The 14,073-nt window shown below is 56.3% G+C and carries 12 protein-coding genes and 1 pseudogene; 2 read left to right on the plus strand and 11 right to left on the minus strand.

What is annotated here, in order from left to right; all coding sequences use genetic code 11:
- Positions 1-3: 3 nt before the first annotated feature.
- The 7 genes and pseudogenes from ACLHV8_RS16180 to ACLHV8_RS16210 form a co-directional block, all read right to left on the minus strand.
- Positions 4-1,137, minus strand: coding sequence for a Gfo/Idh/MocA family protein (locus ACLHV8_RS16180; protein ID WP_028016113.1), 1,134 nt, complete (start codon positions 1,135-1,137; stop codon positions 4-6).
- Positions 1,138-1,145: 8 nt separating this feature from the next.
- Complete coding sequence (locus ACLHV8_RS16185) at positions 1,146-2,174, minus strand: ABC transporter permease (RefSeq protein WP_049005552.1); 1,029 nt, start codon at positions 2,172-2,174, stop codon at positions 1,146-1,148.
- 11 nt (positions 2,175-2,185) lie between these two features.
- Positions 2,186-3,733, minus strand: coding sequence for a sugar ABC transporter ATP-binding protein (locus tag ACLHV8_RS16190; protein WP_129324013.1), 1,548 nt, complete (start codon positions 3,731-3,733; stop codon positions 2,186-2,188).
- Positions 3,734-3,784: 51 nt separating this feature from the next.
- Complete coding sequence (locus tag ACLHV8_RS16195) at positions 3,785-4,714, minus strand: sugar ABC transporter substrate-binding protein (protein ID WP_410376984.1); 930 nt, start codon at positions 4,712-4,714, stop codon at positions 3,785-3,787.
- A 31-nt stretch (positions 4,715-4,745) separates the two neighbouring features.
- Positions 4,746-5,732, minus strand: coding sequence for an inositol 2-dehydrogenase (gene iolG / locus ACLHV8_RS16200; RefSeq protein ID WP_208594479.1), 987 nt, complete (start codon positions 5,730-5,732; stop codon positions 4,746-4,748).
- 289 nt (positions 5,733-6,021) lie between these two features.
- Positions 6,022-7,946, minus strand: a pseudogene (gene iolD, locus ACLHV8_RS16205) (3D-(3,5/4)-trihydroxycyclohexane-1,2-dione acylhydrolase (decyclizing)).
- Between the two features lie 11 nt (positions 7,947-7,957).
- Entirely contained in the window at positions 7,958-9,463 is a 1,506-nt protein-coding gene (locus ACLHV8_RS16210) for a CoA-acylating methylmalonate-semialdehyde dehydrogenase (protein ID WP_028016108.1), read from the minus strand.
- Between the two features lie 292 nt (positions 9,464-9,755).
- Here ACLHV8_RS16210 and ACLHV8_RS16215 point away from each other — a divergent pair, with 292 nt between their 5' ends.
- A complete protein-coding gene (locus tag ACLHV8_RS16215; RefSeq protein WP_028016107.1) occupies positions 9,756-10,589 on the plus strand; it encodes a MurR/RpiR family transcriptional regulator in 834 nt (277 codons plus the stop codon).
- A 55-nt stretch (positions 10,590-10,644) separates the two neighbouring features.
- Here ACLHV8_RS16215 and ACLHV8_RS16220 read toward each other — a convergent pair whose 3' ends face one another.
- The 4 genes from ACLHV8_RS16220 to ACLHV8_RS16235 all read right to left on the minus strand — a co-directional run bounded on the left by ACLHV8_RS16220 (position 10,645) and on the right by ACLHV8_RS16235 (position 13,542).
- A complete protein-coding gene (locus tag ACLHV8_RS16220) occupies positions 10,645-11,022 on the minus strand; it encodes a DUF1641 domain-containing protein (RefSeq protein ID WP_028016106.1) in 378 nt (125 codons plus the stop codon).
- Positions 11,022-12,218, minus strand: a complete 1,197-nt coding sequence (locus ACLHV8_RS16225) for an NAD(P)/FAD-dependent oxidoreductase (protein WP_208594477.1) — start codon at positions 12,216-12,218, stop codon at positions 11,022-11,024. Before ACLHV8_RS16225 ends, ACLHV8_RS16220 begins: the two co-directional genes overlap by 1 nt.
- Before the next feature lie 218 nt (positions 12,219-12,436).
- On the minus strand, positions 12,437-12,799 hold the full coding sequence (locus ACLHV8_RS16230) for a YcgJ family protein (RefSeq protein ID WP_032666651.1): 363 nt from the start codon (positions 12,797-12,799) through the stop codon (positions 12,437-12,439).
- Positions 12,800-13,056: 257 nt separating this feature from the next.
- The gene (locus tag ACLHV8_RS16235; protein WP_028016103.1) at positions 13,057-13,542 is read right to left on the minus strand and encodes a GNAT family N-acetyltransferase; all 486 of its coding nucleotides are present in this window, start codon (positions 13,540-13,542) and stop codon (positions 13,057-13,059) included.
- Positions 13,543-13,778: 236 nt separating this feature from the next.
- On the opposite strand from ACLHV8_RS16235, the gene ACLHV8_RS16240 reads away from it, so the two are divergent.
- Positions 13,779-13,997 carry a hypothetical protein gene (locus tag ACLHV8_RS16240; RefSeq protein WP_028016102.1) on the plus strand — a complete coding sequence of 73 codons (219 nt, stop codon included), beginning with the start codon at positions 13,779-13,781 and terminating at the stop codon, positions 13,995-13,997.
- The last annotated feature ends 76 nt before the right edge of the window (positions 13,998-14,073 follow it).

Genomic DNA, 14,073 nt, shown 5'->3' on the forward strand with positions numbered 1-14,073 from the left:
TCTTCAGACAATGTCATTCACGTTCAGCCAGCGGCCTTGCTGGTGTGAGAGTGCGATGGCGTCCAGCACGCGCGAGACCTTCCAGCCCTCTTCGAAGTCCGGCCACATCGGCGCGTCGGCGGCGATGCCGTCTACCAGGTCACGCACTTCCACCGTTTTTTGATCGTTAAAGCCAATACCGTGGCCTGCACCCATACAGAACGCGCCGTAGTCCGGGTGTGCCGGGCCGACCAGCAGCGTGCGGAACCCCTGACGGTTCACCGGATCGTCATGCAGATAAAGCTTCAGCTCCGCCATCCGCTCCTGGGTGAAGCTGATGGCACCTTTCGTCCCGGTGATCACATACGAAAGCCCCATCTTGCGGCCGCAGGCGACGCGGGAAGTTTCAATGACGCCCTGCGCCCCACCCGCGAAGCGCACCATCGCGTGGGCCTGATCTTCATTTTCCACGGCGACCATTTCCGACGATCCGGCCTTCGCCGGACGTGCCGGCACCACAATCTTCAGATCGCCGCAAACCTGCTCAATCTCCCCCACCAGGTACTGGGCCATATTGACGATATGCGCCGCCAGGTCACCCAGTGCGCCCAGTCCGGCGGTTTCTTTAAAACAGTGCCAGTGAATGGGGGAAAGCGGGTCGGCCATATAGTCTTCGTTGTGGGTGCCGTAGAAGTGGATCACCTCTCCAATTTCGCCGCGCGCAATAATCTCTTTCGCCAGCTGCGCCGTCGGGTTTTTCATGTAGTTGAACCCCACCAGCGTTTTCACCCCTGCCCGCTTCGCGGCGTCGACCATTTCGCGCGCGTCGTGGGCATTCAGCGCCAGCGGCTTCTCCGAGTAAACATGCTTGCCGTGACGGATCGCCTCCAGCGCCATCTCTTTATGCAGATGGTTGGGGGAGCAAATATCCACCACATCAATGGCCGGGTCGGCAACCAGCGCCCGCCAGTCACCGGTTGAGCGATTGAAGCCAAACGCCTGCGCGCGCTCTGCCGCCAGCGTCGGGTTCACCTCCGCCACCATCTCACGCACCAGTTTGCCGCGCAGGTTGAACACCGTCGGGGCCTGGGCATAGGCAATGGCATGCGCCTTGCCGATATACCCGGTGCCAATCAATCCAATACGAACCTCTTTCATCGTGATCCTCACAGTGCGCCGCGACGGCTCTTGGCATAGGTGTCGAATGCCACCGCCAGAACGATAATTAATCCGGTGATAATTTGCTGGTAGTAGGCCGAGACGTTCATCAGTACCAGGCCGTTAATCAGAATGCCCATGATGATGGAGCCGATAATCGTGCCACCGATGCGTCCGTAGCCGCCCATCAACGACGTGCCGCCAATGACTACTGAAGCAATAACGCGCAGCTCAAAGGAGATCCCGGCCACCGCCTCGGCGCTCCCCAGACGGGCGCTCAGGATGAAGCCCGCCAGCCCAGCCAGACAGCCAATCAGCACATAGACGCTGACCAGCACGCGCTTCACGTTCACTCCTGCCAGACGTGCCGCCTCCGGATTGCCACCAATGGCGTAGACGAAGCGCCCCCAGCGGGTTTTATGCAGCGCCAGATAACCGCCGATGGCGACGATGGCAAAGATCCAGATCGGAATGGAGATGCCGAGCAGCTCCCCGCGCCCCCACCAACGATAGCCCTGATCGAAACCGGCGATCGGCGCGCCATCGTTAATCACCAGCGTCAGGCCGCGCCAGATGGTCATCCCGCCGAGGGTGACGATGAACGGCGGCAGGCGCAGGCGGGTGACGCCCAGACCGTGCAGAAAACCAATCGCCGTGCCCATGGCCAGACAGATCCCCAGCCCAATCAGCCAGCTCATGCCGCCCCAGGCGTTCGGGTCAACGGTGGTGAAGTTGTCGCCTTTGATCACGTAGGCCGCGGTCATGGCGCACACCGCCAGAATGGAGCCCACGGAGAGGTCGATCCCGGCGGTCAGAATAACGAAGGTCATCCCCACGGCCATAATTCCGTAGATGGAGACTTCGGTCAGGATGTTGAAAATATTGCGTTCAGAGAAAAAGTTGCTGTTCTGCGACTGGAAGAAGATCAGCAGCAGGATCATGAAAATCAGCACCCCGAAGCGCTCGAAGAAGGCGATGGGATCGATGCGTCCGGCGCGTTTGACCGGGGCCTGCGTTTTAGAAATCATCTGCGTCATGAGAAACTCCGTTATGCCGCGTTCAGGGCGTTGTGGTTGATGGCCATCATCGTCATCAGCCGTTCTTCGTTAGCGTCGTCACCGTGGATCTCGCCAGTTACCCGGCCTTCACTGAGCGTGATGATCCGGTCAGACACCGCCATCACTTCAGGCAGATCGGAGGAGATCACAATCACCGCCACGCCCTTTTTCGCCATATCAAACAGCACCTGGTGCACTTCCGATTTGGTCCCGACGTCGATGCCACGCGTCGGCTCATCGACAATCAGCACCCGCGGGTTGAGCGCCATGCAGCGCGCGAGGATCACTTTCTGCTGGTTGCCGCCAGAGAGCTTGCGCACCTCCTGCGCGCTGTTGACCATTTTGATCTGCAGAGCCTGGCGGTAAGACTCAATCAGGTCGTCCTCTTTGCGGGTATTCACGAACCAGCGCCACTGCAGCAACGAGGAGAGGCAGGAGAGCGACAGGTTGTCGCGAATCGACAGCCCCAGCACCGCCCCCTCTTTCTTACGGTCTTCCGGTACCAGTGCCACCCCCTGATCGAGGGCATAAAGCGGGTCGCGCGGCTGGTACGGCACGCCGTCCAGCTCAAAGCTGCCTGAAGTAAAGGCGTCAGCGCCAAACAGGCAGCGCGCCACCTCGGTACGGCCAGCCCCCACCAGCCCGGCAATCCCTAAGACTTCCCCGGCGTGGACGTGGAAACTGATGTCATGCAGAGCGATACCGTGTGGATCCAGCGGCGGTTTTTCCCGGCTTAACCCCTTCACCGACAAACGGACAGGTTTGTCTTGATGATGGGTTTCGCTGGCAGGGCGGCGGTTAAAGGCCACGTCACGCCCTACCATCAGGCGGATCAACTGCTCTACGTTGGTCTCCGCTACCGCGCCGGTGCCGGTGAAACGGCCATCCTGGAAAACGGTGAAACGATCGCAAAGCTGGAAAACTTCATGCAGGCGGTGAGTGACATAAATAATGCTCACGCCACGGTTTTTAAGCTCCCGCACCACGCGGTGCAGGCTTTCCACCTCGCTGTCACTCAGCGCGGCGGAGGGTTCATCCATGATGATCAGCCTGGCATTGAGGGTCAGCGCCCGGGCAATCTCCACCATTTGCTGCTGGGCCACGCTCAGACGAGCGACGGGCGTGGTCGGTGCGACATTCAGTTGCAGATAATCGAGAATCACCTGCGCTTCCTGATTGACCGCTTTTTCGTCGACGATCAGGTTACGTTTGCGCGGTTCGCGTCCGAGAAACATGTTTTCCGCGACGGTCATGTTGGGCAGCAGGTTGAATTCCTGATAGATGGTGATAATGCCCTTGTTCTGCCGTTCTACCGGGGAGTCGTCCACCGGCAGCGTTTCACCGTTGAACCAGATCTCTCCGCGCGTCTGCGGCTGTGCGCCCGCGAGTGCCTTCAACAGCGTGGATTTCCCGGCGCCGTTTTCGCCCAGCAAAGCGTGAATTTCACCCGTGCCGACGGTGAGCTGGGCGCTGCTCAGCGCCCATACGCCGGAAAAGCTTTTTGCCAGGTCGGTTACTTTCAGTAAGGGTTGCGACATCAGCCTGCTCCTTATTTATGGGGAGCCGCCCGTACGGCGGCTCCGGACAAATCAGTTACCGGCCTCAGCAATACGCTCAGCCTGCTGCAGGTTCTCTTTGGTGATCAGCGTCGGCGGATAGTCCGCCCCGGTGATGGCTTTTTTCTCACGTACGTTAGCCACCAGCTGGCTCATCGCCGTGGTCACCGCAAAGCCCGGGCGCTGATCCGCCGTTACCGCCAGCCAGCCGTCGCGCACGCGGGCCAGCGCTTCCGGTACCGCATCAAAGCCGGTCACCAGAATTTCGCCCGGCTTCACACCCTGGCTCTGCAGCGCTTCAATCGCCCCCAGCGCCATATCATCGTTGGCGGAGAGGATCACCTGCGGACGTTTCGGCAGCGACGGCAGAACGCTTTCGACAATGCGCATCCCTTCCGAACGCATCCAGTTGCCGGTCTGATCGGCGACGATCTTGTACTTATCCCCACCCGCCTTCAGGCTGTCGCGGATCCCTTTGGTGCGTTCAATGTTGGAGGAGGAGCCCGGCTGGCCGGTCAACAGAATGATGTCTGCGCCGTTGGGGAATTTAGTTTTGACGAAGTCGCCAATCGCCTGGCCGCCCTTGTAGTTATTGGAGCCAAAGTGCGGCACTTTTTTCTGGCTATCGACGGAGCGATCAAGCGTCACAACCGGCAGCTTCGCATCCTGAATTTCATCTACCGCACTGGAGACCGCGTTCACATCGTTCGGGGAGACGATAAAGCCCTGCGCACCACGGGTGATGGCGTTTTCCAGGTCAGCCACCTGCTTCGGTGAGCTGCCCTGACCGTCCAGTACCTGAAGTTTCACGCCCATCTCTTTTGCGGCTTTCACCGCCGTGCGCTGCATGTGAACTTCAAACGGCATGGCCAGGTTTGGTGTACTGAAAACAAGTTGCTCGTTTTCGGCGAGGGCGGCCCCGGATGTCATGACGATGAGGGCGGCTAAGATCAGTTTTTTCATTATTATGTCTCTCTGTGTAGGGTTGTTGTGTTTAGAGGACGATCTCGCGCTGGCAACGCAGTGATTCCAGCGCTTTATCCGCGAGGTACAGCGCACGTTCACCATCATCGCCGCTGCAATCAGGTACCGCTTCGCCGCGCAGGACCGCAACAAAGTGTTCCCATTCCGCGGCGTAAGCGGATTTGTAGCGTTGCAGGAAGAAGTGTTCCGGCAGCGCGCTGGTGCAACCCTGTTTGCCGTAGTGCTGCACCTGGTTTTCAAGGATATTGCCCGCGCACAGCAGCCCTTCGGAGCCGTGCAGCTCCAGGCGCTGGTCGTAGCCGTATGAAGAGCGGCGACTGTTGACGATGGTCGCCATCGCGCCGGAGGCGTACTTCAGAACGATAAACGCGGTGTCGATATCTCCCGCTTCGCCAATCGCCGGATCCACCAGATTGCTGCCCTGGGCATACACCGACACCGGCTCTTCACCCATGATGAAGCGCGCCATGTCAAAGTCGTGAATGGTCATATCGCGGAACATGCCGCCGGAAACACGCACGTACTCCGCAGGCGGTGGGGACGGATCGCGGGAGATGATCAGCAGCGATTCCGGTTTGCCGATACGCCCGGCCTGAGCGTCGGTTTTCACGCGACGGAACTGCGGGTCAAAGCGACGGTTAAAGCCGATGAACAGCGGTACGTCATACTCCCTGACCACCTTCAGGCAGTCGCGTACGCGGGCAAGATCAAGGTGTACCGGTTTTTCACAGAAGATGGCTTTGCCGTGACGAGCGGCCATTTCAATCAGATCAGCGTGGGTGTCGGTCGCGGAGGCGATCAGTACGGCATGAACGTTCGGGTCGGTCATCGCCTCATCCAAGCTCTGCTGACGCGCCTGATATTGCGTGGCGAGACGGGTGGCGAATTCCTGATTCGGGTCAACCACGGACCAGAGCGTGGTCGCACTGTGGCTGGCGATGTTAGCTGCATGTACCTGGCCAATTCGGCCAGCGCCCAGTAAAGCAATGTTAAACATAACGGCTCCCGGTGTTGGTGAATGCTGTGAACTAACGACACTATAAATAAAACATTTATTTCATTTTTATAAATAGTGAAAATTATGTTTTTGAGTGCGAGTTAACACTTTTGAGATGTATGAGATAAATTTTGTTATCAATCTCACAACATGGAGGAAGGTATGCCCCTCCATTACAAAGGAGCGAGGGAGTGAAAACCGCACCGTACCGTCCCCTCTCCCGTTGGGAGAGGGTCAGGGTGAGGGGAAAAAGAAAAATGAAATGAAAATTTCGTTATGGCAGGAAATCTCAATACTGACGGGCTTTTTTCACCTGAGCCTGCGTTTGCTCGGCGGCCTGGCGCACCGCTGGCGACTCAGCCACCTGCGCATCGCCGGTTCGCCACCATGACGCGTAATCATGGGTCATCGTTTTCGGCAGCACTTTGATGTCGAGGAGCGTCGGCCCCGGGTGGGCGCGCGAGGCTTCCAGCGCCGTCAGCAGGCTTTGCTCGTCATGAACTCGCCATGCTCGACAGCCGTAGCTTTCCGCGTTTTGCGCAAAATCGACCTTCACCAGTGGCCCGTCAAGCCGACCCGTTTTCGGGTTGCGGTAGCGGTTTTCCGTGCCAAAACTCCCCATTCCGTGCCCCATCTGCAGGTTGTTAATGCAGCCGAAGCTGGCGTTATCAAACAGCAGAATGGTGACCTTAATGCCCTCCTGTACGGCGGTTTGCAGCTCTGAATGCAGCATCATGTACGAACCATCACCCACCATGGCGTACACCGGCTGCTGAGGTTTTGCCAGCTTCGCGCCGATGGCCGCTGCGACCTCGTACCCCATACAGGAGTAACCGTACTCCAGGTGGTAACTGTCCGGCGTTTTGATCTGCCAGAGGCGCTGTAAATCTCCCGGCAGCGAACCGGCCGCGCCCACCACGATGGCGTTATCTTCAACATGCTGGTTGATCAGCCCAAGCACCCGAGTCTGGGTCAGGCGGGTGTTGAGCGTTTCACCGTATTCCATGAGCTGCGCATCAAGGTGCCCTGCCACTTCAGGCGCGTCGTCCGGACGCCACTGGCGATCCCACAGGCGACGGCACTCGTCGCGCCAGGCGGATTTCGCCTCAGCGATCGCCTCTCCCCAGCCGCTGCGATAATCTTTCAGCGCGTGGGTCAAGGCCGTCAACCCGGTTTGGGCATCGGCAATCAGCGCGGTGGCATCCAGCTTCAGGGCGTCAAACTCGGCCACGTTCAGCAGCAGGAACTCGACGTCCGGATGGGAAAAGAGCGCCTTGGAGCCGGTGGTAAAATCAGTAAGACGCGTGCCGATGCCAATTACTAAGTCAGCCTGCGGCGCAAGCTGGTTGGCGGCCATTCCGCCCGTCACACCGACGCCCCCCAGATTAAGCGGGTGATCGCTTACCAGCGCCCCCTTTCCGGCCTGAGTTTCGGCAAACGGCAGTTGCAGCGTTTGAACAAATTCCCGTAACGCCTCATGCGCACCGGAGTAACGCACGCCGCCGCCGCATACCACCAGCGGACGGCACTTGCGGGCAATCAATGCCTGAGCCTGCGCCAGCCGCTGCGGGTCAGGTGGACGGCGTTCAATATGATGCACACGACGCGCAAAGAAACTCAGGGGGTAATCCCAGGCTTCCCCTGCACATCCTGAGGTAAGCAAATGGTCACTGCCCCTGTATTTGCGGGGTCAGTAAGCGTTCGCATCGCGCTTAACATCGCGCTCATGAGCTGTTCAGGACGGTTGATGCGGTCCCAGTAGCGGGAGACCGGGCGGAAACAGTCGTTGGTACTGATGCTGAGATCGTGATACTGCTCGATCTGCTGCAACACCGGGTCCGGCTGACGGCTGGCGTAGATATCGCCCGGCAACAGCAGGAGCGGAATACGGTTCGCCGTGGCCGTCGCGGCCGCCGTCACCATATTGGCAGCACCAGGCCCAACGGATGAGGTGACGGCAAAAATACGCTGGCGGCGATGCTGTTTGGCGAATCCCGTCGCCATATGGGCAATCCCCTGCTCGTTACAGCCCTGCATCACCTGCAGATGGCCGGGGTCCTGCTCCAGCGCCTGGCCGATACCGAGCACGTTACCGTGCCCAAAGATCGTTGCCACGCCCTCCACAAAGGGCGTTTCGTTACCATCAACGCTAACGTATTGTTGATTAAGGAATCTGACCAGCGCCTGGGCCATGGTCATACGTTCGGTTTGCATAAAACCCCCTGTCAGCCCAGCGTCGGCATGGAGAACGCAGCGCCTGTCTCCTGCTGCATTTCCGGCCAGCGCGCGGTGATGGTTTTCATTCGGGTGTAGAAACGCACGCCATCGTTCCCGTGAACATTGAGCGCACCAAAGATGGAACGCTTCCAGCCGCCGAAGCTGTGGAATGCCATTGGTACCGGGATCGGCACGTTGACCCCCACCATGCCCGCCTGCACCTCTTCACAGAAGCGGCGCGCGCAGCCACCGTCACGGGTGAAAATAGCCGAGCCATTACCATATTCGTGGCGGTTAATCAGATCCACCGCGCTGGCGTAATCTGCTACGCGCACCACAGAAAGCACCGGACCGAAAATTTCTTCTTTATAGATGGTCATCTCCGGAGTGACGTTATCGAACAGCGTCGGCCCAACGAAATAGCCCTGCTCGTGACCCTTCACGCTGAAGCCACGCCCATCCACGCGCAGGTTCGCCCCCTGCGCTTCGCCACTGTCAATGTAGCCCAGCACCTTGCTGCGGTGCGCGGCGGAGATCAGCGGCCCCATCTCGTTTTCTGGCTTCTGGTCCAGCCCCGGCCCGACGCGCAGCGCGGCGATCTGTTTTTCCAGCCGGGCGCAGAGATCATCGGCGGTTTTATCGCCCACGGCCAGCACCACGGAAAGCGCCATACAGCGCTCCCCTGCCGCCCCAAAAGCCGCGCCCATGATGGCGTTCGTCGCCATATCCATGTCGGCATCCGGCATTAAAATGCAGTGGTTTTTCGCGCCGCCGAGCGCCTGACAACGCTTACCGTGGGCGGACGCGGTCTGGTAAATGTATTCGGCAATCGGCGTTGAGCCAACAAAGCTCACCGCCTGCACGCGTGGGTCGGTCAGGAGCACATCAACGGACTCTTTATCGCCCTGCACCACGTTGAAGACGCCGTCCGGCAGGCCGGCCTCTTTCAGCAGCTGCGCCAGCGCGAGCGCGAGTGAAGGGTCTTTTTCCGATGGTTTCAGCACGAAGGTGTTGCCTGTCGCCAGCGCAATCGGGAACATCCACATGGGTACCATCGCCGGGAAGTTAAACGGCGTGATCCCGGCGCAGACCCCGAGCGGCTGCATCAGCGAGTGGCTGTCGACGCCCGTGCCGACGTTCGCAGAGTGTTCACCTTTTTGCAGATGCGGGATGCCGCAGGCGAATTCCACCACTTCCAGGCCACGGGTCAGTTCGCCAACTGCGTCTGAGAAGACCTTACCGTGTTCTTCACTGATGATACGGGCCAGACGCTCCATATTCTCTTCAAGCAACGCTTTGAAGCGGAACATCACACGTGCGCGCTTAAGTGGAGCAAAACGCGCCCACGCGGGAAACGCTTGCTGTGCTGCGGCAATCGCCTGTTCGGTTTCCTGTGCCGTGCTCATCACCACCTGGCGGATTTGTTCACCAGTGGCCGGGTTGAAGATCGCCTGAACGCGCTGGCCTGAACCGGTGACACATTCGCCGTGAATAAAATTCGCTACCGTCTCCATCCTTAACCTCTCGCTGTTGATACGTGACTGTTACCTGAACGTTGTGTACTGAACACTATATATGAAACAAATATTCCATTTTAAGTTGAAATAAAATAAATGATGATTATTGTGATCAAGGATGGATTTTTATGTTAACAGCCAACATCACTGACTCAGCCTGAGCTATTAAGGGATTTCGGGCGAGGAAATGACTGAAGCTTCTGTTTCATTTTTGCTGCCAGATGGATGGCCGACATTTAAAAGACGCGGTTTTGCGTTTAGAATCATATGACTGTATTTGGGGGATAACATGACGACAGCAACCAGCCTGAACGAACTGCAGCAGCAAATCCGCGATCGCTACGATAGCCTGAGCAAGAGGCTGCAGCAGGTTTCCCGCTATGTGCTTGATAACACCAACAGCGTGGCCTTTGATACGGTTGCTGTCATTGCCGAGCGCGCCGACGTACCACCATCGACGCTCATCCGCTTCGCCAACGCCTTCGACTTCACCGGCTTCAACGAGATGAAACAGCTGTTTCGCATGAACCTGGTGGAGGAGACCGCCAGCTACAGCGACCGCGCCCGGCTATTCCGCGAAATGGAGAGCGAGGCCGTGCCGGAAACGCCGCTCGATATCCTGCAGGAATTCGCCCGCTCGAATGCGCAGGCGTTACAGCAGCTGGCCGCCCGCGCCGAACCAGAAATGCTGGAGCGCGCCGTGCAGTTGCTGGCCGATGCCGACACCATCTACATCGCCGGTTTACGCCGTTCCTTCAGCGTCGCGGCCTATCTGACCTACGCCCTGAGCCACCTGGAGTGCCGCCCTATCCTGCTCGACGGGATGGGGGGGATGCTGCGCGAGCAGATCAGCCGCATTAAGGCCCGAGATATTGTGGTGTCGATCAGCTTCTCGCCGTACGCGGAAGAGACGGTGATGGTCAGCGAAACCGCCGCCAGCGTTGGCGCACGTCAGATTGTGATTACGGATAGCCAGATCAGCCCGCTGGCGACGTTCAGCGATCTCTGTTTTGTGGTGAAAGAGGCACAGGTGGATGCGTTCCGCTCCCAGTCAGCAACGCTGTGCCTGGTGCAGTCGCTGGTGGTGGCGCTGGCGTACAGGTTGGGAAGTGGGGACAAATAGTCTGCATTGCCCTTTTGCCGGCCGGGAACGGCACAGCCGCCCCCCGGCATTTTGGTCAGTTCTTTATTTCAGTACACTCCGGGTAGTCTACGGATGAGAGAGCACTCAGGCGTTGCCCCGTAATCTGCAGAACGCGCAGTAGAAGCATAATGCCGCGACGGGTATCTGGATCGTTCAGCATCGAGAACACCTGCCGAAGCGAAACATCCCCTTCCCGGTTAATTTGCTCTCCCCATGCCATGCGTAGCGCAGTTCCGCCTTCCCAGCCGACAGTCACAACATCTTCAAAAACGCCGGCCAGTTTTTCGACCATCGCGTTATCGGTCATTTCAAGCAGGTCCGCCACCAGGGCGAGCAAATCAACAAGATTATTCAGGCGATTGCCGGCCATAAGCGGAGCAAGATTTTTCAGCAATTGTTCCTGTTCGCTCATCAGAACATCCCCCTCACGACACCCCAATACAGTCCACGGTTAAAACCGTTTCGCAGCATGCCACCGAGTTTTGTCGCAGGCACCGGCGTCACATCATTGCGATAGTCATATACCAGCGGCATCCCCGCCCAGAGCCCCATCTGCGCGACGGCCTGAACCCGGCCATCGTAATGATTACCGCTTCCGGGTGGTCTGCCATACAGTTCCGCCACAATATTGTCGACAATGATCGGGGCCTGGTTATGGCACGACCCGCCAGCTTTACTGATAGGGAGATCGACGGTATCGCCGATCACATAAACGCCTTCTAACCCGTAGACGCCGAGCGTCTGGTGATCCGTCGGCAACCAGCCTTCTCCATTCTGAATCTCACTGAGCCCCGTATTACGCACCGCCTCTACCGCCCTGATGGGAGGCGTGGCCATCAGGATGTCGAAGTTCTGCGAATCGCCCTCGGCGGAATACGCGATTTTGCTGTCAGGATCGACATGACTTAAGGTAAAACCGCGCTGGTGCTGTATGCCTTTGGCAGCAAAAATATCCCCCAGCGCCTCCCCAACCGGACGTTGCAGGAACAGACAGTTTCGCAGTAATTGCGCTACGGTCGGATAGGTATAAACAATCTCAACCTGATTACGTACACCACGCTGACGCAGATAGTCGTCAACCATCAGCGTGGTTTCGATGGGGGCGATCCCACACTGGTGGGGCACATTAGGGGTTTCCGGGAAAGAGACGGTGATAAAGATTCGTCCCTTTTTAATGGTGGCAAGTTTATGGGCTAATTGTCTGGCCGCCGCGTATTGGTAAAAATGATCGCCCACTTCAGCAAGGCCAGGGATTTTTTGAGGGAAAGGTGTGCAACCAGTAGCAATAACCAGCAGGTCCCAGTCGTAGTGTTTCTTACTGGCGCTGTATAAGCGGCGTTGTTTAAAATCGAAAGATTCTATTTTATCGGTAATAAATTGAATTTCCGGACTCAATAATTGCCGCTCAGGCCGGGCCAGCTCATGGTGATGAAAGAGGTTAAACGCGACGTACATAAACGCGGGTTTGTAGTAGTGCACCGGTGATTCGGATATCAGCATCAGTTCTACCTGACCGGCGGCAATTTCGCGTCGTAATTTCCTGGCCAGCAGGTTGGCGACAATCGTCCCTCCCGTCCCGCCACCGACAATCATTATGCGGTTTTTCATTCCGTTATTCGCTCATGGTAGTGAATGGGAATTCACGTAACCAGACCGCTTCACTGTTACGCTCAGCTAAAGCGTAGTAACAGAGCAATATTCCGCAATACAATCCTTAATGAAATATTTAATTTCAGCAATCATATCATTATTTAAAATATACGCTGCAAAATATAATTTATATCCCTAAAACGTAGCCTCTGCCTGAGATCTCTTTTTCATCATTATTATTCACCAAAGAGCAGCTTTGTGTACTTTTTAGAGACCGCCCCGGAACGCTGACCGTTGGCGCCATAATAGCGATCTTCACGACACAGCCGTTCCTTCACATCGCAGAAAATGCCGTTAGCAAAGGTGAATTCGGTCAGATCGACATCGCTCGATGTGAACACCTCGTTTGCAGCAGCCTTCTTGCCGAGATACTTCTCGGTCAGCTCACGGGAAATTCCCTTGTCATTGGCGCATACATATCGGTCGCAGAGCACGCCTGACACTGGCGAATGGAGTTTGGCCGGGGTCCTGGCCTGAGCGGACATGGCGGACACAGCCAACAGCGCGGCCACAGAGCATGAGAGTATTGTCTTGTTCAAGATGATAACCTCCGTTGGTTAATGAGTGTCGGCTTTACACCGGGCGCGGTGGAACCATCATGAGGGTGAAAAACCCTGGAGGGTTCTGAGTTTCAACTGGAAATGCCCTGTTTAGTTTTTTGTTGACCTAAACGGTCGTCGAAAGTTCAGGTTGGGGGTAATTGTAAGGGCCCTATTCAGGTGGGTCCAGTGTGAGCGAGGAGCGGATTTACCATTATGCTATTTTTATCAACAGGGCGTCTCTTTTCCAGAGTACTTCAGCCTGCACTACGGGCCAGCTCATCTATTTTTGTGCCAAAAACCCGGTGATAGTTAACACTCTTGATAACCTGAGCTCCGAGGGACTCATAAAACTTCTGCGCCAATGGGTCTGCTGCCACAGATAACCAATCGAGTTGTAAACACCCTCGTTCTTGTGCTCGACAGGCTATAAAACTCATCAGCTTTCTACCAATTCCATTCCTCCTGAAAGGTGCAGAAACAAAAAGCTCTTTGATAAACATTTGCCCGCTGAAACGTGGTGAAGGGTACATCACTGATACACATGAAAACGCAGCTATTACTCCATCACAAACCACTTTGTGAACTTCGGTATTAGAATCAAAGGCAAGGACCTTGTCCCTCAGATATACGGTCATGTCATTACGGGACAAGCAAAGCTTCTGATTATAGTAGTGTTCCATCTCGATAAAAATATCAACCAAATCAGGATATTCGTGTGGTTTGCAGATGGTGATGCTCATGCATATCTCCTTAAGAAAAATATATCTATTTTAAATTAATATATAAGCAATAAAGCTATAGCAATAAAAGTTTCTATTGCTAATTGTTAAACTAACCCTGTTGTTCCATAGTTGATTAAAGCATTTTTAGCAAGGAGCGGACGCTGACCTTTCATATTTGTACGATTCACTCTCTGGCCTGATCTGACGTATGTATCATAGATACAGGAACTCACTAGCATGATCGGAGATTGCATATGCTGATATATAACGTTTTTGGACGGCATATTGGCGTTCAACGTAAGAATGAACGCTGGCTGGTATTTCGTGCTGACCTGACGGAGAGAAAGTTTTCTCGACTCTATGACATCGCTATTCCTGACGATATGACTGAAGGTGAGATTGCCGGCTGGCTGGGTGACATTTTCCATGAAGCCGCAACCGATCGTCATCCAAATGTGGAACGCATCGAATAAGAATTTAATGGATAGCCTTACATTACGCCCGCTCCTGGCACTAACCTGGCATGATGTTGCCAGCCATGGCCCAAAA

This window comes from Enterobacter sp. CPE_E863, assembly GCF_046521465.1.
Lineage (GTDB): Bacteria > Pseudomonadota > Gammaproteobacteria > Enterobacterales > Enterobacteriaceae > Enterobacter > Enterobacter adelaidei.